The 18,653-nt window shown below is 41.2% G+C and carries 15 protein-coding genes; 2 read left to right on the top strand and 13 right to left on the bottom strand.

Annotated elements, in window-relative coordinates:
* Positions 1-54: 54 nt before the first annotated feature.
* The 4 genes from uvrB to F1E73_RS00825 form a co-directional block, all read right to left on the bottom strand.
* Positions 55-2,043, bottom strand: coding sequence for an excinuclease ABC subunit UvrB (gene uvrB, locus F1E73_RS00840; RefSeq protein ID WP_150450856.1), 1,989 nt, complete (start codon positions 2,041-2,043; stop codon positions 55-57).
* A 147-nt stretch (positions 2,044-2,190) separates the two neighbouring features.
* On the bottom strand, positions 2,191-3,024 hold the full coding sequence (locus F1E73_RS00835) for an ABC transporter permease (RefSeq protein WP_150450855.1): 834 nt from the start codon (positions 3,022-3,024) through the stop codon (positions 2,191-2,193).
* A 13-nt stretch (positions 3,025-3,037) separates the two neighbouring features.
* The gene (locus F1E73_RS00830) at positions 3,038-3,946 is read right to left on the bottom strand and encodes an ABC transporter ATP-binding protein (RefSeq protein WP_150450854.1); all 909 of its coding nucleotides are present in this window, start codon (positions 3,944-3,946) and stop codon (positions 3,038-3,040) included.
* An 86-nt stretch (positions 3,947-4,032) separates the two neighbouring features.
* Positions 4,033-6,468 carry a DUF11 domain-containing protein gene (locus F1E73_RS00825; protein WP_150450853.1) on the bottom strand — a complete coding sequence of 812 codons (2,436 nt, stop codon included), beginning with the start codon at positions 6,466-6,468 and terminating at the stop codon, positions 4,033-4,035.
* A gap of 385 nt (positions 6,469-6,853) precedes the next feature.
* On the opposite strand from F1E73_RS00825, the gene F1E73_RS00820 reads away from it, so the two are divergent.
* Entirely contained in the window at positions 6,854-7,933 is a 1,080-nt protein-coding gene (locus F1E73_RS00820; protein ID WP_086477167.1) for a hypothetical protein, read from the top strand.
* Positions 7,934-8,024: 91 nt separating this feature from the next.
* Here F1E73_RS00820 and F1E73_RS00815 read toward each other — a convergent pair whose 3' ends face one another.
* From F1E73_RS00815 to F1E73_RS00775, 9 genes are all read right to left on the bottom strand, one after another.
* A complete protein-coding gene (locus tag F1E73_RS00815; protein ID WP_150450852.1) occupies positions 8,025-9,083 on the bottom strand; it encodes a nucleoid-associated protein in 1,059 nt (352 codons plus the stop codon).
* A 96-nt stretch (positions 9,084-9,179) separates the two neighbouring features.
* On the bottom strand, positions 9,180-9,677 hold the full coding sequence (locus F1E73_RS00810; protein WP_086477308.1) for an IS1096 element passenger TnpR family protein: 498 nt from the start codon (positions 9,675-9,677) through the stop codon (positions 9,180-9,182).
* Between the two features lie 26 nt (positions 9,678-9,703).
* On the bottom strand, positions 9,704-10,738 hold the full coding sequence (locus tag F1E73_RS00805; protein ID WP_150450851.1) for a COX15/CtaA family protein: 1,035 nt from the start codon (positions 10,736-10,738) through the stop codon (positions 9,704-9,706).
* Positions 10,739-10,836: 98 nt separating this feature from the next.
* A complete protein-coding gene (locus F1E73_RS00800; protein ID WP_086477170.1) occupies positions 10,837-12,261 on the bottom strand; it encodes a CCA tRNA nucleotidyltransferase in 1,425 nt (474 codons plus the stop codon).
* Positions 12,261-12,833, bottom strand: a complete 573-nt coding sequence (locus F1E73_RS00795) for an L-threonylcarbamoyladenylate synthase (RefSeq protein WP_223883321.1) — start codon at positions 12,831-12,833, stop codon at positions 12,261-12,263. The genes F1E73_RS00800 and F1E73_RS00795 overlap by 1 nt, the downstream gene beginning before the upstream one ends.
* A gap of 4 nt (positions 12,834-12,837) precedes the next feature.
* Positions 12,838-14,655, bottom strand: a complete 1,818-nt coding sequence (locus F1E73_RS18030; RefSeq protein WP_150450850.1) for a CDP-glycerol glycerophosphotransferase family protein — start codon at positions 14,653-14,655, stop codon at positions 12,838-12,840.
* A complete protein-coding gene (locus F1E73_RS00785; RefSeq protein ID WP_150450849.1) occupies positions 14,652-15,338 on the bottom strand; it encodes a phosphocholine cytidylyltransferase family protein in 687 nt (228 codons plus the stop codon). The genes F1E73_RS18030 and F1E73_RS00785 overlap by 4 nt, the downstream gene beginning before the upstream one ends.
* A gap of 538 nt (positions 15,339-15,876) precedes the next feature.
* Positions 15,877-16,671, bottom strand: a complete 795-nt coding sequence (locus F1E73_RS00780) for a glycosyltransferase family 2 protein (protein ID WP_150450848.1) — start codon at positions 16,669-16,671, stop codon at positions 15,877-15,879.
* Between the two features lie 651 nt (positions 16,672-17,322).
* Complete coding sequence (locus tag F1E73_RS00775; RefSeq protein ID WP_086477174.1) at positions 17,323-18,138, bottom strand: 2,3,4,5-tetrahydropyridine-2,6-dicarboxylate N-succinyltransferase; 816 nt, start codon at positions 18,136-18,138, stop codon at positions 17,323-17,325.
* A 103-nt stretch (positions 18,139-18,241) separates the two neighbouring features.
* Between F1E73_RS00775 and ruvX the strand changes: the two genes are divergently transcribed.
* The gene (ruvX, locus tag F1E73_RS00770; protein WP_086477310.1) at positions 18,242-18,652 is read left to right on the top strand and encodes a Holliday junction resolvase RuvX; all 411 of its coding nucleotides are present in this window, start codon (positions 18,242-18,244) and stop codon (positions 18,650-18,652) included.
* Position 18,653: the final 1 nt, after the last annotated feature.

Here is an 18,653-nt window from a genome sequence, read left to right as displayed (position 1 = left end):
ATCAATATATAAATAAATAATCCCCCTTATGGATTTAAAGGTATAAGGAATTAATTACTCCTGTTCTTGCAAGGCTTTAATCTCGTCCCGCAATTTAGCAGCCTGCATAAAGTCCAGCTCCTTAGCAGCTTTTTCCATCGCCTTGCGCTTTTCCTTGATCATCTTTTCCTTTTGAGGAGGGGTTAGATACATCATATCAGGTTCCGCAGCTCTTATTTCCTCCTTTTCAAAGTGATAGGTAGAGACCGAATTTTTCGCGAGTACACTGTCCAAACTTTTATTCAAAGCAGTAGGAGTGATGTTGTGCTTCGTATTGTAATTGGTCTGTTTTTCCCTGCGGTAGTTGGTCTCGTCTATGGTCTGTTGCATGCTTTTGGTAATCTTGTCCGCATACATAATAGCCTTGCCATCTAAGTGTCTTGCCGCTCTTCCCACGGTTTGGGTCAGGGATCGGGCACTTCGTAAAAACCCTTCCTTGTCAGCGTCCAAGATAGCTACCAAAGATACTTCCGGTAGATCCAGTCCCTCTCTCAATAGGTTTACACCAATAAGGACATCAAAGATACCCTTACGTAGGTCCTGCATTATTTCTACCCGCTCCAAGGTATCTACATCACTGTGTATATACCTACACCGTACATTTATTCTGGTCAGGTATTTTGCTAGTTCCTCGGCCATCCGTTTGGTCAAGGTCGTTACTAAGGTCCGCTCGTCCTTTTCTACGCGGACTTGGATCTCCTCAATAAGGTCATCAATCTGGTTTAAACTAGGGCGCACTTCAATAATAGGATCCAACAATCCAGTAGGGCGTATTACCTGTTCTACGTAAACACCCTGACTTAATTCCAACTCATAATCTGCAGGGGTGGCACTTACATAGATCACCTGATTTTGAAGTGCTTCAAACTCTTCAAATTTCAAGGGGCGGTTGTCCATGGCAGCAGGGAGCCTAAATCCGTAATCCACTAAATTTTCTTTCCGGGATCGGTCGCCCCCATACATGGCGTGTACCTGTGGAATGGTTACGTGGCTTTCATCCACCACCATTAAATAATCGTCCGGGAAATAATCCAACAAGCAGAAGGGACGGGTCCCTGGTAACCGGCCGTCCAAATAGCGGGAGTAGTTCTCAATGCCGGAGCAATACCCCAGTTCACGAATCATCTCCAAATCAAAATTGGTGCGTTCCTCCAGTCGTTTGGCCTCAAGGGGCTTACCAATTTCCTTAAAATAATCCACCTGCTTCACCATATCCTCTTGAATCTGGTGAATGGCATTCTGTAGTACATCCGGGGAGGTAACAAACATATTGGCAGGGTAGATGGTCAATTGATCATACTTTTCTAGTATCTTGTTCTTTAAAGGATCAAAGGCTTCTATTTCTTCAATCTCGTCCCCAAAGAAATGAATCCTAAAAGCATGGTCGGCGTAACTGGGAAATATATCCACCACATCGCCCTTTACCCTAAAATTACCATTCTTAAAATCGGCAGTAGTCCTAGAATAAAGACTCTGTACCAACTGATGCAAAAGTTTGGTCCGTGAAATTACCTGATCTTGATGTACGTGGATCACGTTCTTTTTAAATTCCACCGGATTTCCTATTCCATATAAACAGGAAACGGAGGCTACTACCAGTACGTCCCGTCTTCCCGAGAGTAGGGAGGAGGTAGTACTTAACCGTAATCTTTCTATATCCTCATTAATGGATAAATCTTTTTCTATATAGGTCCCGCTAGTGGGAATATAGGCTTCAGGCTGATAGTAATCGTAATAGGAAACAAAATACTCCACGGCATTCTCTGGGAAAAATTGCTTGAACTCCGAGTACAATTGTGCCGCCAAGGTTTTGTTATGGGCAAGTACTAAGGTTGGGCGCTGTACCGCTTCCACAACATTTGCAACAGTAAAGGTCTTTCCAGAACCGGTAACCCCCAATAGGGTTTGATACCGGACATTGGACTCCAAGCCTTCCTGTAATTCCTTGATTGCTGTAGGCTGATCTCCTGTCGGTTTAAACTCCGAAACAACTTTAAATTTCATTTTTTAAAAATACGAAAAGGCGCCCAATCCCATGGACGCTTTAGGTAGAATTTAAGATTGTACCGGTCAGCGCTTAAAAATTGCGCAGGCGTAGAGGATGTAACTGTTCAAATAGTACTCTTTAGAAGCATTTAAGGAGTGTATTCCCTATAAATCCCGTTTTTTTAATAAGGCATAGGATAGGTAGATGAAAATGGCTGTCCACAATAGTACTATCAGTAGTTCATAAAAATGGACATTGTAATTTTTATTAAGCTCTTCCCCTACCTGTGCCACCATGCTCTGTACCGCCTTAAAGCGGGTTACAGGTTCCTTAATTAGGTTAGACATGGATTCCAGCGGGAGGTACTTCATAAATGTGGCTGAAGCTTCCTGCCCGGCAAACCACCATACCAGAAAACGGAGGGCTAAATTCTCTATGGCATACCAGACAATCAAGAATCCCAAGGCAAAAGCCGATCGCTTTACTAGGATGCCTAAAAAAAGACAGAAAGAAAAGAATCCCAAAAGTTTTACGAAATAGGCCAATAGGTATTCCAAATCGGAAAATACGATGGAGAGTTCGGTGAAATCGGAGTAAATAAGCCCCAGTGTCAGGGAGATCAGAAATACGAATAAGGTAGATATTAGGGAGAACGTAAATACCGTAAGAAACTTGGAGGCAATAAATTCTTTCTTGCTAAGTCCGTCTATTAAATTTTGCTTTATGGTTTTATTGCTGTATTCATTGGCCATCATGGAAACAATAACGATGGCAAAAAATAGCTTTAATCCACCAGCAATCCAGGTGTTTAAGTGCCATATATAGGGAAAGTTAAAAATCCCCTGCTCGGCCATATGGAATTGTATGGGGCCAATATCAAATTTTATAGCCGCTATCAGTGCCATACATAACAAGAGGGTGAAGTAGGAGATGATCAGTACTTTACTGGCTCGGTTGTTCCATAGTTTTATAAACTCTATTTGTAAAAGTCGCAACATAATTAAAGTAGGGTTAAGCTGGTTTTTGAATGTTGTTGGTAAGGGTGAGGAATTGTTCTTCCAAGCTCTCTTTTCGTTTCACTAAATGGGAGAGTACTATTCCCTTTGCAAACAACTGCTCATTCAAGGTTTTTGCATCCATTTCTTCCTTTAAGATTACTTTAATCACGCCATTTTCTTGCTTTACGGCACCAAAAATGGCCTGTTTCTCTAAAAAGTCGAGTAAGGCATCGGTGTGTTCAGTTTGTAATTCGAAAAATCCGTGACTGGCAAGCATGTCTTCTACAGGTCCCGAATATAGTTTCTCCCCTTTTCTTAGAATGACCACGTGGCTGCAAACTTTTTCAACTTCATCCAACAAATGGGAGGCTAGTAATATGGTGGTACCTTGGGAGGCAATTTTCTTTATAATCTCGCGAATTTGATGAATTCCCTGCGGATCTAATCCGTTGGTTGGTTCATCCAGAATAAGAATTTCAGGATCGTTTAGTAGGGCAGAGGCAATGGCCAAGCGTTGCTTCATCCCCAAGGAGTAGGTACGGAACTTACTGTCTTTCCGATCCAATAGTCCTACTAATTCTAATTTCTCCCCTATCTTATCGGGCGATACTTCTTTTATTTTACAGACCAGTTTCAAATTTTGAACGGCCGTCATATAGGGATAAAAATTGGGGCGTTCTATAATAGCTCCCACCTTCTTTAAGGCTTCATGCGTAGAAAGACTGCCGTTAAACCAAGAGAAGCTGCCTGCACTGCGGTTTACTACGTTCAATACAATGCCCAGGGTGGTAGACTTCCCACTTCCGTTAGGGCCTAGAATACCGTAGACATTCCCCTTTTCTATAGTGAAGGAGAGGTCTTTAACGGCGGTAAGGAAACCAAATTTTTTGGTTAGGTTGTTAACAGTTAAAATTGTTTCCAAGTTGGTTGTTTTTGGAGTTGTTCGTACCTACTTGACGAGCAACTGATGGTTTTGTTACAATTTTAAGGAATCTAGCCTATTTCTGCCTATGGTTTTACTCTAAAAGTGATCCTCCGGTTGGTAAGTACGTTTCTCGGATTTTTTAAAGGGGTTACTGTAGGATCGTCAGGTTCCCCGTCCCCATTGCTATCAAAATTAGTGGGATTGTCCGGGTCGTCCGATTCGTCCGAAATGACAAAATCGTTGGGTAAACTACCATATGCCGTTGCGCTATTGATCACTTGATGGGCTTGGAGGTCAGCTTGGGTAATGGTATGGGTTAGGGTGAAGGTGGCTTTTTCTCCAGGGCTTAGCGATGCCAAGGAGGCCGGATTTATAGAGCCCGGATCGGCGATGGGGTCGGTTATACTTATATCGGTTAAGATGTTTGGACCATGGTTGGTAACCACCAGTTCGTACGTCATTACCTCACCCAGTGTATCATACGCCCCGTCTGGGGCAGGCAATACCTTTTTTGTCAGGGTGATTTCGTTGTTTGCAATGTCTACGGTGGCAGTTGGGGTGTCCTGAGTCGTATTGCTATCCAACTGATCTTGGGTGTGGGTGGCGGTATTGGTATAGGAAGTGATGGTAGAATTATAGGGGAGTTCATCCGTGCTTACTTCCAAATCCAATCGCACCAGTTCCCCAGCATTGATGGTTCCAATATTCCAATAGGGGGCGGACCAGCTTCCCACACTCGGACTTGCAGAAATTAAGGTCAATCCGGCCGGGAGGTTATCCGTAACTACTAAATTGGTAACCGGATCCACGCCCATGGATTCTACCGTTATGGTATAGGTGAAGGTATCGCCTTCCAAAATGGAGGCCCTGCTGGCCCTCTTTTTAATAATAATATCCGGTAAACAGTAATAGACGGCAATCGGTTGGGAATCATACGTACATCCTCCCTTGGTTACCTTTACATAATAATCCCCGGCTTTGGTGGGTGTATGGAATGGGAGTATTGCCCCAGGGATGGCTTCTCCACTTTCATACCATTGATAGGCGTCAAAATTGGCATCTACCACCTCAATGGCCGCCCCCGGTAAGCAGCCACCTCCTACGATCTGCAAATCTACCGAAGGGACGGTATCAAAACCGGAATAATAACCGCCTATTCCTTTGTTACCGCTATAGCCAACAAAACCAACAGCAATAGGGCCAGTAGATTGTACGGCAACGTTCCCGCTAAGACCGGATACATAATACGTTTTCCAGTCTGGGGATCCGAGGACCGGATTGGCGGCTGGGAGCGTTACAGGCCCAGCTCCATCGGTGACTTTAATATTTTCTTCCGGGGTAGAAGTGGAGGCGATAATGGAAACACCTCCGTTCATCGTGGTGCCTGCCGCATCCCGAACACTTGGAATATTATTAAGATTGTCTGGTAATAGGCAGTTAACAGGAGCAACAAAGTTTAATCCAATCGTTTGAATTCCAGAAGCGCCTGCTAATAACTGGTAGGCATAGGCGTCCTTGGAGGTCCGTACAAACATATTTCCTCCTGCAGAGCCGCTATTATAATGGCTACCGTCAATCTCAAAATAATCCCCATTATTGATGGTAGCAATCGGGGTGGCCGAACCGTTTACAAAAATTGCTGTATTATTTTGAGTACCTATAATAATTGGTTTTTCAGTTGCATCCACCCCATTTCCCCTTATAAATACGTATTCTTTGCCTATTCTGTTCTCGGGGACGGGTTGATCTATTCCAGCATCCCTAGACCCGCTGCCAGGATTAATTCCCACGTTGAGGCCCCCGTTGCTGATTACGATATTTTTATCGGATTCAATGGTGGCTCCCAACCAACCATCTACATTGAGGTTTGTGGTTCCTTTGTATGCTTCCAGTACAAAGGATTCATTTTTATTAAGGGATACAGTATATGTATCAGAAGTAATACCCCCTACGTTGCCTTGTAATCGAAATTCGGAATTGGGGTGGTAACCATAAATTTTAATGGTGGTATTGTCTTCGGTAGCCATCATTCCTAAGGTGCTGCTTAAAGTTGTTTGATGTCCCCTATTGGGGATACCACCCCATTTAAATTTGGTGCCCATGGCTTGCCGGCCTTTGCTCGTAAGGGAGGTTGCTTGATGCTGGGAACTTCCCCTGTAATTGGCATAGAATTTTTCTCCCCTAGATTCTATTCGCAATCCGCTATTGGTGAGTACTACCCCCGTGTTGTCATTGTCCACCAGGGTAATGTTATTATCCCCGTCTGTAAGATAATAGGTTACAGGAGCGGCGTTGGATAGGGTAAAGGTGTGAATGGGGGTAGTGTTGGTTCCGCGATAAATAGCAACGCCAAAGGGATTGGTTTCCGGAGTGGAGAAATATATCGCCTGTTCTCTAATAGCTTGATGATTACTTCCTTGTTTCAAGGGTGGCAGATAATGTAAATCGCTCAATTGTCCCATAGCAGGGAGGGCCAAAAAACTATAGATAATTATCAAAAGTATCTTCTTAATCTTCATCAAAACAAAATTTATTTACCATTGGATGTAGGTGGGCCAACTTCAAATATATCAAGGAAATGTGCCAACTTGTAGGAAATGTTGTGAAGGGTGCAGTTTCTGTTGCCTAAAGACATTATGCCATTATTATGGAGGGTACGTTTGCTTGGGAACAGCTTTTTCCAAAGATGATCCCTAGAATTCAAGGCGTTGTTTTAACGATCAACAGCCTAATTAAAAGGAGAAATTTTGGCTATTGGGGCCTCCAAAGTCCAAGAAAAGTAAGCTTGGGTATCCCGTTTTTATGATTTTTAAATTTTTATTGCGTGCTAGGATATGTATATTGGATAAAATCACATAAACCAACTCAGTATATACTTTTGAATACTTTATTAAATTAACACCTATGTCCGAAAAATTGATGTCTAAGAAAAAGCCGCCGTTCCCGGTCAATGATAAACTGGACGCATACTTAGCGCATTATAGTAGGAAAACCGAAATTCCTATTTTCTATGATGATCTGCTTAGGTTTGCGGGCTCTGTAGTGGTTTACGACGCCAATGATGAGGATACGCTTTGGGTGAGGGTCTATTACAATGAGTTCGATAGGAAGGAAATAGACAGTAGTCTAAAGAAAGTGTATTCCATTCTTCACTCCGACGGTAGTGATAGTATCTTTCCCTTCCTTAATGTGGATGCGGTAGACTATTGTACTTTTGGGAATACCAAACCCTTTAGGATCAAGGTAAGGAACGTGCTGAACGATAACTACACCTATTTTTACGTGAAAAAAACCGATGCATCCAGAATTTATGGGCTGGAGCTAGAGCATATGTTATCTCCCTATAACCTAAACTTTTTGGTGTATAAAGACACCTTAATTGAAGAGCATATTTCCGGAATTCCGGGAGATGTCTTTATCAAGGAATTTTTACCCAAGTGTACGGAATCGGAAAAATCCCAGTTGGCAAAAGAGTTTGTAAAGTTCAATGAACGTTGTATGATCCGACTCCTAGGGGATATGCGTTCGTATAACTATGTCATTGTGCCTACGCACGATTTTGACCATGTAGTCTACAAGATACGGGCAATTGATTTTGACCAGCAATGCTATGAGGGTAAGTTGAAGGTGTACCGTCCGCAGTTTTTTAAGGAAAACTATTCAATGGTGATGTTGGTAAAAGACAAGCTACAGCGAAATTCTGTGGATCAATACAAAATTGAGGAGCGCTCTATTGTTGCGAAGCGAATTTTGAGTTCGGGTAACAGGATTAAGCGACTCATCGCCATTAGCAAGTCTGACAAAATCTCCAATCCAGAAAATATTGAAGCCTTGTCCCAACATATCCACGAACTTACTGGCGATATTGCCTTTAAAAACTGTAAGTCTATGGGAGAGGTGCTGTCCTTGGCTTTAGATTTTGTTAAAAGGAATTACGAGGATGTAAGTATGAAGCAAATTTTGGAGAATAAAATAAAACTATAAGGACGTTTGTTTATTTTTTATGAAGGAATTTTATTGGGTGGTAAAAATGAAAAAGGGAAGCGTTTAAACTTCCCTTCTTTATTATTGATGCTTAATTCTTTTGTTCTTTGTTAAAATATACTAGGTAGTAGTACATCTGACGTTCTTCGTCCCATCCTTTTTCCACAAATTTTTCCGCAGATTCTGGATTGATGAAATCTAGTTTAATCTGGATGTTGGTATCTAGATTAATGACATTCTTTATTTTCTTTCGCGCATCGGATACGGCTTTGTTCACAATATCAAAGGAAGCGACATCGTCTATGCTATATTTAGGGCCTTTTTCTTCCTTATAGTGCTTAAACTCTGGAATAAGTTCCGGGTTTTCCATTACCTCGTTCAGGAAGTTGGTCTCCTCAAAAGTATCATTTTTAGCAAAATGGTTTACAGCCCTATTCATAAAAAGAACCTCTTGTTGTTTATCCTCGGCCGGTAATACTACGTCTTTGGCAAAGCTCTGGCAGAACTTCAAGTAGTTCTTTGTCTTAAAGTTGTCATCCGATAAGGCTTCTACGTCCAAGAAGTTTTCCAGCCAGTATTTGGCATCGTAGCGGTTACTATCTACGGATAGTATTTTATACCCAGCTTCCCTTTCGGTGTTAAAGACCAAGCAACCTTTATCCAACTTGTTGATGTTGATCCCCTGTTGTACCAATATATCCAGGTTGGCACCATTTTCTTCGAATTGTAAGAAATCGTGTTTCAATTCACTCTTAAATATACCAACGGCATCCATCTTAACATTGTCTAACATCACATCCGTAAGGTAGGTAACATAGAGTTCCCCACTTTTAATATGAGGGTGATTAGATTGCTCAAAGAGGTGATTGGCTACCTTTTTAGAATTTTCATGGAGGGTATTCGGGTTCTTGAAAATAGCATCTACCACATTGTAGAGTTCGTTGAATTCCAAATCTACCTCATTGTAAAAATGAAAGTAATTCTCCTCCTTTTCCCTAAAGGGCTTAAAAAAATATTCTTTTAATAGCCCGGTAGTCTCATCGTTCAGAGCAAAGGGCTCCTCCGATAAAAATACACCTTCACTTTTGTTTTTGTTTCCCACACGATGTATGGAAATCGTTTCAATCTGCGTAGTATATAAGTTGATCATGAAATTAACATTATTGATTTGGGATTGTTAGGTGGCCATGGCCCCATGCCCCTTTAGTTTATATGGTAGGGGTAAAGTAAATGTAAAAGTGAAAAATTAATTCCAATTCTCATCAAAATCCAAGTCTTCGTAGTTGTCTAAGGTATTGTCAAAATCAAACTCGCTTTCGTCAGCCTCAAACTTTTTTTCTGGTGGGGAATCTGGTATTTCACCAAAACTAAACAAGATATTTGGGTAGGATTGTCCGTCTATCTTTTCGGTAGTATCGGCCAATTCCACAAAAAAGGTCCACATGCTCAAGAAGTCGTACACGTAGATAAGTTTAGGATTTGCTTCTGTAACCACATCGCTCAGCAATACCTCACTCATCAGCCGAACATCACTTCCACTTTCGCTCATGTCAAACAAGGCAATTTCCTCATCCTGGTTCCATTCCTCGTCACAGGTGTAGAAGGATGCCATTTCATTCCCTAAAAACCCAAAAGATTGGGTAATAGCGTCATGAAATTCCTCCAAGGTGGTAGATGCCTCTACTTCCAAGTCTCTAAAGATATCCTTATCCGCATCTAGAATGATCCTTATTTTATATATCATTTCGTCCTTTTTTTGTGGAGGCAAAGTTACGAAGTTTTCCTCGTTTTAAAAGCATTTATGACTTCCAAAGCCAAATAGGATTGAAATCCAAAAAGGAGGGCGGCCATTACTAAGTGTATAGCTTGGGTAGAGAAGGGGAAATCCCAAAAATACATGGCCAGACCGCTGATCACTTCAATCAGCAACATTAACAATACCCAGTAAATTTTGGAGTATCCCAAATTAAATTTCGTAATTCTATACGCGAGGTACAGGTTTAGCAGTACCACGAGGATCGAGAAGGATCGGTGAATATAGAAAAATAGATCGGGAGATTGCAGCCACAATTCCGGTGCATTGTCTCCGTACATCATAATCTGTTCATCAACAAACTGTCTTACCTGTGTTCCAAATACTACCTGTAGAAGGGTAGCGATTAGGGTAATTAAAATCAGGTTTTTGGCCATTTTGTCTGCCTTATGGGTCTGGTCCCTTTCACTGGCCGTATGTATTATGTAGAGTATTGCCGCTACTATTACCAATGCCATTACCATGTGGATGGTGATTTTTGCTGGGGCCAGTACAGAGTATACTACTGTAGCGCCCAACCAAGCTTGAAAGCCCATCCCAAAGACTACCGCCCATGAGAGAATGGTGATCTTTTTGTTTCGTTTCCAATAGCCAAAGGAGGCTATTCCCATAACCAAGGTTCCCAGTCCTGCTAAGGCCCCAAAGAGCCTATTGATAAATTCTACCCAGGTATGAGTTGGATTAAATACGGCATAATCGTGTTTTGTGTAAAGGGACCAATTTTCTGCGTCAAATGTGTCCGAAGTAGTAAAGTCGGACTTGGCCACCTGAAGGGTTTCATCCACAATAATGACCTGCCCTTTTTTAAACTCCCGTTGCGGCTGCCATTCCAGTTCCGATTGTTCCGTAGGAGGAATATAATATCCAAAACATTTAGGCCAATCCGGACAGCCCATACCACTTCCCGTCATTCTTACTACAGCCCCAGCTATAATAACGAGATAGACCAACACTAAAGCGATCTTGGCAATTTTTATAAAGTTATTTTGCATTTGAAAGATTGAAAATGTTTCTCAAATTTACGGTTCTTATATGGATGCCTTATTTTTTATCCTATAAAAGTTAAGGCAGTCTACAATGCTATAATTGTTTACTTGGCAACCAGTCCCATTTCCTTTCCCTTTTTTAGCATTAGGGCATAGGCATCGTCATAATTGTTGGGGATTTCCCCTTCCAAGATGGCTTCTTTAATCACTTCTTTTATGATTCCTATTTCCCTGGAGGGTTTTAGGTTAAAAGTGGCCATGATTTCTTCCCCGCTGATAGGGGGCTGAAAGTTTCTAACATGATCACGGGCCTCTACCTCTACAATTTTCTGACGGACAATTTTAAAATTGTTCTTGTATTTCCGTTGTTTCTTGGGATTTTTGGTAGTAATATCCGCTTCGCACAAGGTCATTAGGTCCTCTACGTATTCCCCGGCATCAAAAATTAGTCGCCTTACAGCGGAGTCGGTTACAAAGTCCTCGGAAAGTACAATGGGCCTAGAGCTCATAAGTACCATTTTTTGAACGAATTTCATTTTATCGTTCAAGGGCATTCTAAGGCGTTTAAAGATTTTGTAGACCATTTTGGCGCCTACAAATTCGTGGGCGTGAAAGGTCCACCCGGCTTTTTTATCGAATCTTTTGGTGGGTGCCTTACCAATATCGTGCAATAGGGCGGCCCAACGCAACCAAAGATTATCCGTGTTCTCCGCTATATTGTCTACCACTTCCAAGGTATGCCAAAAGTTGTCCTTATGGCGTTGACCCTCTACTTCTTCTATGCCTTCCAAAGCCAACAGTTCTGGAAGGATGTATTTAAGGAGCCCCGTTTTGTGAAGGAGCGTAAATCCGATAGAAGGTTTTTCACTGGCTAAAATCTTATTCAGCTCATCCACAATCCGCTCCTTGGATATAATCTTTATACGATCCTTGTTATTGGTAATGGCATCCAATGATTCTGGATGGATAGTGAAATTTAATTGGGTAGCAAATCTAATGGCCCGCATCATCCGTAAGGGATCGTCCGAGTAGGTGATACTGGGATCCAAGGGGGTTCTGATTAGTTTTCTTTTCAAATCCCCTATCCCGTCAAAGGGGTCCAATAGCTGCCCATAGTCGTGGGGGTTTAGGCTAATTGCCAATGCATTGATAGTGAAATCCCGTCGTTTTTGATCGTCTTCCAAGCTACCGTCCTCTACTACTGGTTTTCTGCTATCCCGGTGATAACTTTCCTTTCTGGCCCCAACAAATTCGATCTCAATATCCTTGTATTTGATCATCGCCGTGCCAAAATTCTTGAATACGGAAACGTCCGTACTTCCCTGCAATTGGGACGCTACCTGCTTCGCTAGGGTTATCCCGCTCCCAATAGCAACGATATCGATGTCCTTAGGTGTTCCTCTATTTAAAAGGTGGTCCCTAACATATCCCCCAATCACATAGGCGTCCATGGAAAGCTCCTTGGCTACATTGGAAATGGTGGTGAAAATAGGATTGTCTATGGCCGCTTCTAGGTTTGTCTTCGTCATTATTCTCTGATCACTTTAACCGTACCATCATTTCCTAGGAGGATAATGGAGGATGGGGTAGTCTTATTTATATCGCGCTCCAAATTTACTATATAGTCCACACCTTTTAAAATCTCCTCCGAGATTTCTGCGAAGCAAGTGGGACTAGCTTCCCCAGAAATATTGGCAGAGGTAGAAACAATGGGTTTTTTAAATCTCTTGATGAGGTTTTGGCAAAAATTATCCGTGGCTACCCGAACCCCCAGGGTGTTATCTCCCGCAATTAAATTCTTGGCAACTCCCTTGGGCGCCTCATAAACAATGGTCGTTGGCTTAGTAGCCAGGTCCATAAGGTCGTAGGCCAGATCGGGTACCTTGGTGATGTGTTGTTCCAGCATAAAATCGTTCGCCACCAAACAGATCATACTTTTGGTGTTCACCCTTTTTTTAAGGGCGTATACTTTGGCAACCGCCGCTTCATTGGTAGCGTCACAACCAATGCCCCAAATAGTGTCGGTGGGGTAAATAATTAATCCGCCCTCGGCTAGGACTTCCAAACAGTTGTTGATCTCGGTTCGCATGTCGTCCTTCATGGTATCAGTTTTTTCTTAATTCTCTTAATTTCTTGTATCTCGCATATACCCCAAGGGCATTTAGGTAGCAGATGATAATTCCTTTTTTACCATCTAAGATCCCTAACCTTAGGAGGTAGTGGTTTAAAAACTTATAGGCGGGGCGGAATATAAAATGATAGAGGTTGGGGTCATAGTCCTTCGCCAACTCCTCTTCGGCTTTCATTTGACCGTACTTGATCATTTTCCCCTTGTAATCCTCGTAATCCTTGTAGGAGTAGTGGATCAATTTATTTTTTAATACTGCCGACTTCCCATCCACCACCAAAGTTTCGTGAACAATTCTGTCTTTGGTGAATTGTACCTTACTCTTCCTAAAAAGTCTATAATTTTTGTCGCTTTGCCAACCGCTAAAACGGAGCACCTTATTTTTAAACATAAAAATCCTGTAAAAATAATAAGCAACTGCGGTGGGATTTTCAGCGTTTACGGTATGTAATATTTCGTTTCGCAATTTATCGGTCACACGTTCGTCTGCATCCAAAAATAGAACCCAATCGTGGGTTGCCTGGTCCATGGCAAAACTTTTTTGATCCGTATAATTTACAAAAGGACGAATAATTAATTTTACCTCTGGATGTTGTTTAATCTTTTCAATGGTGCCGTCCGTACTGTTGGAATCCACCACAATAATTTCGTCTGCAAATTTAAGATTCTCTAAAACGGCATTGATATGGATATCTTCGTTATAGGTAATTAAAACGGCGGAAATTTTATTGGTGATTTTTCCGTTGAAAATATTCTGTACGGGTTTTCCAAATTTTGAATTGATTTTGAGTCGCCTTAGGGTGGAGAGTTTTCGCTTGTCTGGAACACCGTTGGTTTCCATATATTTGGTGACGGCATTTATCATGCGCTGTGCAGATTTCCCGTCTTGATAGGGGTGAAACTGCTCAGTGATATGAGCCCTTTCAGCTGCAAAAGGATCCTTTTCTATATTTACGTTAACCCTCTCAGTGAGTCCGGTGTAAGTGCTAGCGTTATCCCATGCAATATTCTTGGAAATATTTTTAAATGTAATTACCGGTTTATTGAGGAGGATAAATTCATAGATAACCGATGAGGTGTCACTGATAAGCAGATCGGCTTGTAGAAGAAGTTTCGTTATGTTTTTATCTGATTTAAAAACAATATTGGGAATTTCTTCGGCTAATTTCTTGTAGTGCGCTATCCATTTCGGGTCCATAAGATCATGAAACTTTAAGTAGATCAGATAGCCAGTGCTTACCGCCAATTTTTTTATTTCTTCTACTAAAAATGGAGCAGAGGTTAAACTAGGGGAAAAGGTAGGTGCGTAAAGAATTATTTTGTCCGTTTGGTGCTGCTGTAGTGCCTCGTGTTTTTTGAGATCGTATTTTGTCCTTTCCGTACTATAGACATCTAATTTGGGCCACCCTGTTTCTATGACCTCAAAATCCTGATGTTTTCTTTTTAATTCATTAAATTTCTTCGTGAAATAAGGGCCTTGGGTTAGGTAAAGGTCAAAGTAATGTCGGATTCTAAAATGCCCTTTTTTTTCGCCGGCTAAACCGTGAAATACCTGTACTTTTAAACCTCTTAGATAATAGGGAACCTCGTTTCCCGGAACAAATATTACGTCGCTTTCAAATCGTTGAAGATCTAATATGCTTAAGGTGTAAGGGTCCTTTTTAAAAGGGAAATTGTCTAGTAGCTTATCCGAGATGTACCATACGAAAGTATGCCTCTGTTCTTTTAGAAGATCGCGAATTGGTCTTAATATTCCAAAAGCATAAGCGTTTTGACAAAATAGGATTACCCTCATTTAGTAAATAGGTTATTGGCGTTGTCCAAATCCTCCTGAAAATCTACTTCCATACAGTCGTATTTAGAGATGTCCACAGCTTCTATTTCAAGTCCGTCATTGGCAATGGCAATTTCAAGTCCACGTTCAAAATAATCGTTATCATCACACTGTTCCAACGCCTGAATAAATTGCTTAATGTCATTTTTGGATATATAGTTTATACCAACGGCTTCACCCAACCCATTTTCTACGGTTTTGGATAACAGGTCTATATATTTATCATTAAGGGTGTATTTTACCTCTTCTTCACCAACTTTATCCGTGTTAACCGCTACAAAGGATTGATCTTTAGAGATGTATGGTTCTAGGAGGGAAAGTACTTTTACATCAAATACCACATCGCCATTTAGCCAAAGTACAGAGGTATTCCTATTCTTTTTTAAGGCTTTTAAAAGACTTTTAGAGGTGTTGGTTTGATCAAAAAATGGATTGTAGACAAAGGTCAGATCTGGAAATCTCTCCATGATCAGATTTTTTTTAAAGCCTACTACCACAGATATATCCTCTGCGTTGAAGACTTGGTCTAGGTTGGAAACCTGCATTTCCATGATGCTTTTGCCGTTATTTAAAGGGGTAAGCGGCTTTGGGAAGGGATTTCCTAATCTTGAACCAATTCCTGCGGCAAGGATAACAATTTTCATTTGGATGTTTATAAGGGGCTAAACCGGTTGTATAGCCAAAGTTTTAGATTTAACAGCATCAACCTCTATCGAGGTCGTAATTTTCGTGGCCAAAGTTAATTTTAATTAGTCGATTTATGAAATCCTTAAGCATTTAACCTTCTCAAAAGGTGGCTTTCTACACGGTTAAATTTAACGGTTTGTAGTGATAGGTGTGGGTGAATTGGCCTTTATAGTTCCTTTTTCGTTGGATATGCTGGCACTAAAATATGTATTACATGCATCAATATACAAAAAGCATTCATCGTTATACAGGGTCCTATAAAATGGATTATTATAATCCAGAGATTTCAAAGTAGGGTGGAAGAAGGGAGCTGGTTGTTGGGGATGTTCTTCTTAATTTGCTCGCACAGTATAGGGTTAAGAGTGCTATTGCGTACTAAAGATTTAGGCTTTACGGAAGCTGTGGAACGGCAATGTCTAGCCATTGTGAATGCGCTTGGATTATCCTTCTAATAAAGTAGCCCTTTGTGGGGCTTATAAAGGGTGCCGAAAACGGCTACCTAAAGGATGGGGAATACACATGTTGTCGTTTTTTCCATAGGCGTTTTAGCTCCATATACCTTTCCCCTTCCCCAAGGGCGTTCAAATAACATACGATGATCCCCTTTTTGCCGTCAAGAACACCCAATCTAATAATATAGTTATAGGAAAATTTCCACAAAGGCTTTACAATTAAGGAGAAATAGTTGAATGTTTTCTTTTGCTGAAAGGCTTCTTTGGCTTTTAATCGGCCATATTTCATCATTTTATTTTTGTAGTCAGTATAGGTCTTATAGCAGTAATGCATAAGAGGTTTATGTAATACACCTGAAGACCCGTTAACAATAAGCGTTTCGTGTACTATTTTTTTATCGCAAAATCGGACTTTACTTTTCCTGAATAGTCTATAGTTTTTATCGGTTTGCCAGCCGCTGAAATACAAACGTCGGTTTTGAAACATAAATTTTCTATAACACCAATAGGCACTGTGCTTGGAATCTCTTGTCGCCGTAATTTTTAGCTCCTCCCTTAATGGCTCCGTTATTACTTCATCGGCATCCAGAAATAGAACCCAGTCGTTGCTTGCTTGTTTTAAAGCAAAGGATTTTTGATCCGTGTAGTTCACAAAGGGCTTTTGTAGAACCTTTACCTTAGGGTGATTTAGGAGAAACTGGTAGGTGCCATCAGTGCTGTAAGAATCTACAACGATAATTTCATCGGCAAAGGAAACGGATTCCAGACATTTTTCTATGTATCCCATTTCGTTATATGTGATGATTAAGGCCGAAATTCTTTCCGTGTTGTGTATCATGACATTAAATAAGGTGTTTCTGATTAGATAGGGTAGCGGGAAATAGTTGCGTAAACTATTGGAGTTTAATTTCCAGCTTTACTTTAAAAACATAACATTCAATGAAAATGTGGCGGGTAGTATTTTGATGTTTTATATGATGATAGCAACCATTTATTCCTCCTACGAATATTGAGGAAGCAAAGGCCACCTTACAGGTCAAGGGGGATCAGGGAAAGAAGTTTTGCTGGATGGTTCCAACTATTAGGTGCTATGCTACCCTTGAAAGAATTATTTTAAGAAAGGGTTTATAGAAAAAGGAAAGTTATGAAAGGGGGCTGTATCAGGGTTCGAAAAGCGAATCTAGAGGTCGCTTATTCCGTGGGGAGTAACATATTGGTAATGGGAGGCGAACTTTGAGTGATTCGCGCTGTTTGTTGCCTTAGGGTTCGTATCAACAAAATGTAATACTATTTCTGTATTCGCTATTAAGGAATATATCGGAATCACTGTTTAAGTAATTGTTAGGGACGGCATGGGGTACTTGTAGATTCAACTATAACCGATTGAAGGGGATGTTCCTCTTAAATTGCTTGCACTATAAGTGCTAGAAAGAACATCCCCGATCAATTTTATCTGTACAACCGGTATAGGATTAATGCTTAGATCGCATTATACGGCAACATCGTATTCGCGCAAGGCGTCATTTAAGGATGTTTTCTTATCGGTACTTTCTTTTCGGGTCCCGATGATTAATGCGCAAGGAACCTGGAAATCGCCCGCGGGGAATGATTTTGTGTAGCTTCCAGGAATTACTACGGATCGTGCAGGTACCAAGCCTTTACGCTCTACGGGAGTATCTCCGGTAACATCAATAATTTTTGTAGAGGCAGTTAGTACCACATTGGCTCCTAATACCGCTTCTTTCTCAACACGTACCCCTTCTACAACAATACATCTAGATCCTATAAAGGCGTTGTCCTCGATAATTACGGGAGCAGCTTGTAGCGGCTCCAATACGCCACCAATACCAACACCACCACTAAGGTGAACATTTTTTCCAATTTGTGCACAACTCCCTACTGTAGCCCAAGTATCTACCATAGTGCCTTCGTCTACGTAAGCACCAATATTAACATAACTCGGCATAAGGATGGTGCCAGAAGAAATGTATGCACCATGTCTGGCCACCGCATTTGGCACTACTCGAATCCCTTTTTCTGCATAGCCTCTCTTTAAAGGCATTTTATCGTGGTATTCAAAGATACCCGCTTCCAAAGTTTCCATCTTCTGGATGGGGAAATAAAGAACTACGCCTTTTTTTACCCATTCGTTAATTTGCCACCCATCCTCGGTAGGGGATGCACATCGCAATTCACCTTTATCCAATAGATCTATAACGCGCCTAATGGCATCTTGCGTAGCGGTCTCTTTTAAAAGCTCTCTATTCTCCCATGCATTCTCTATGGTCTGTCTTAATTCTGTCATAGTCGTAATTTCAAATTTAGACAAAGATAGGGGCAACTTTGTAATTAACCTTTTGTTTTTACACTTATAACAATTTATGGTTTATTTTTGCGAAAAAAATAGTTTGGGAAGAATTGTAGCCTTGGATTATGGAAAAGTACGGACGGGTATTGCGGTGACCGATGAGTTGCAACTCATTGCATCGGGATTAACGACCGTTCCCACTAAAGAACTTTTAAATTTTCTGAGGACGTACGTAGAACAGGAGAATGTGGCGGTATTTGTAGTTGGGGAACCAAAGCAAATGAATAACCAGCCCTCCGAATCTGAAGCGTTGATTCAACCTTTCCTGCGAACTCTGCAAGGGGTATTCCCTAAAATTCCAGTAGAGCGGCAAGACGAACGTTTTACTTCTAAGATGGCCGTACAGACTATGATCGATAGCGGAATTGGGAAGCAAAAGAGAAAAAATAAGGCCTTGGTCGATGAAATTAGTGCAACCCTCATCCTTCAAGCATATTTAAATAGAAAATAGT

It is taken from the genome of Arenibacter lacus (assembly GCF_008711145.1).
GTDB classification, from domain to species: Bacteria; Bacteroidota; Bacteroidia; order Flavobacteriales; family Flavobacteriaceae; genus Arenibacter; species Arenibacter amylolyticus.
This window is presented reverse-complemented; position numbering and strand designations above follow the sequence as displayed.

What these genes read in the sequence shown, in the direction of transcription:
- F1E73_RS00810 (WP_086477308.1), bottom strand. Translation starts at nt 9,677, where the DNA reads ATGATATATAAAATAAGGATCATTCTAGATGCGGATAAGGATATCTTT.
- F1E73_RS00800 (WP_086477170.1), bottom strand. Translation starts at nt 12,261, where the DNA reads ATGACGAAGACAAACCTAGAAGCGGCCATAGACAATCCTATTTTCACC.
- F1E73_RS00785 (WP_150450849.1), bottom strand. Translation starts at nt 15,338, where the DNA reads ATGAAAATTGTTATCCTTGCCGCAGGAATTGGTTCAAGATTAGGAAAT.
- F1E73_RS00795 (WP_223883321.1), bottom strand. Translation starts at nt 12,833, where the DNA reads ATGAAGGACGACATGCGAACCGAGATCAACAACTGTTTGGAAGTCCTA.
- F1E73_RS00805 (WP_150450851.1), bottom strand. Translation starts at nt 10,738, where the DNA reads ATGCAAAATAACTTTATAAAAATTGCCAAGATCGCTTTAGTGTTGGTC.
- F1E73_RS00835 (WP_150450855.1), bottom strand. Translation starts at nt 3,024, where the DNA reads ATGTTGCGACTTTTACAAATAGAGTTTATAAAACTATGGAACAACCGA.
- F1E73_RS00775 (WP_086477174.1), bottom strand. Translation starts at nt 18,138, where the DNA reads ATGACAGAATTAAGACAGACCATAGAGAATGCATGGGAGAATAGAGAG.
- F1E73_RS00825 (WP_150450853.1), bottom strand. Translation starts at nt 6,468, where the DNA reads ATGAAGATTAAGAAGATACTTTTGATAATTATCTATAGTTTTTTGGCC.
- F1E73_RS18030 (WP_150450850.1), bottom strand. Translation starts at nt 14,655, where the DNA reads ATGAGGGTAATCCTATTTTGTCAAAACGCTTATGCTTTTGGAATATTA.
- F1E73_RS00820 (WP_086477167.1), top strand. Translation starts at nt 6,854, where the DNA reads ATGTCCGAAAAATTGATGTCTAAGAAAAAGCCGCCGTTCCCGGTCAAT.
- F1E73_RS00780 (WP_150450848.1), bottom strand. Translation starts at nt 16,671, where the DNA reads ATGATACACAACACGGAAAGAATTTCGGCCTTAATCATCACATATAAC.
- uvrB (WP_150450856.1), bottom strand. Translation starts at nt 2,043, where the DNA reads ATGAAATTTAAAGTTGTTTCGGAGTTTAAACCGACAGGAGATCAGCCT.
- F1E73_RS00815 (WP_150450852.1), bottom strand. Translation starts at nt 9,083, where the DNA reads ATGATCAACTTATATACTACGCAGATTGAAACGATTTCCATACATCGT.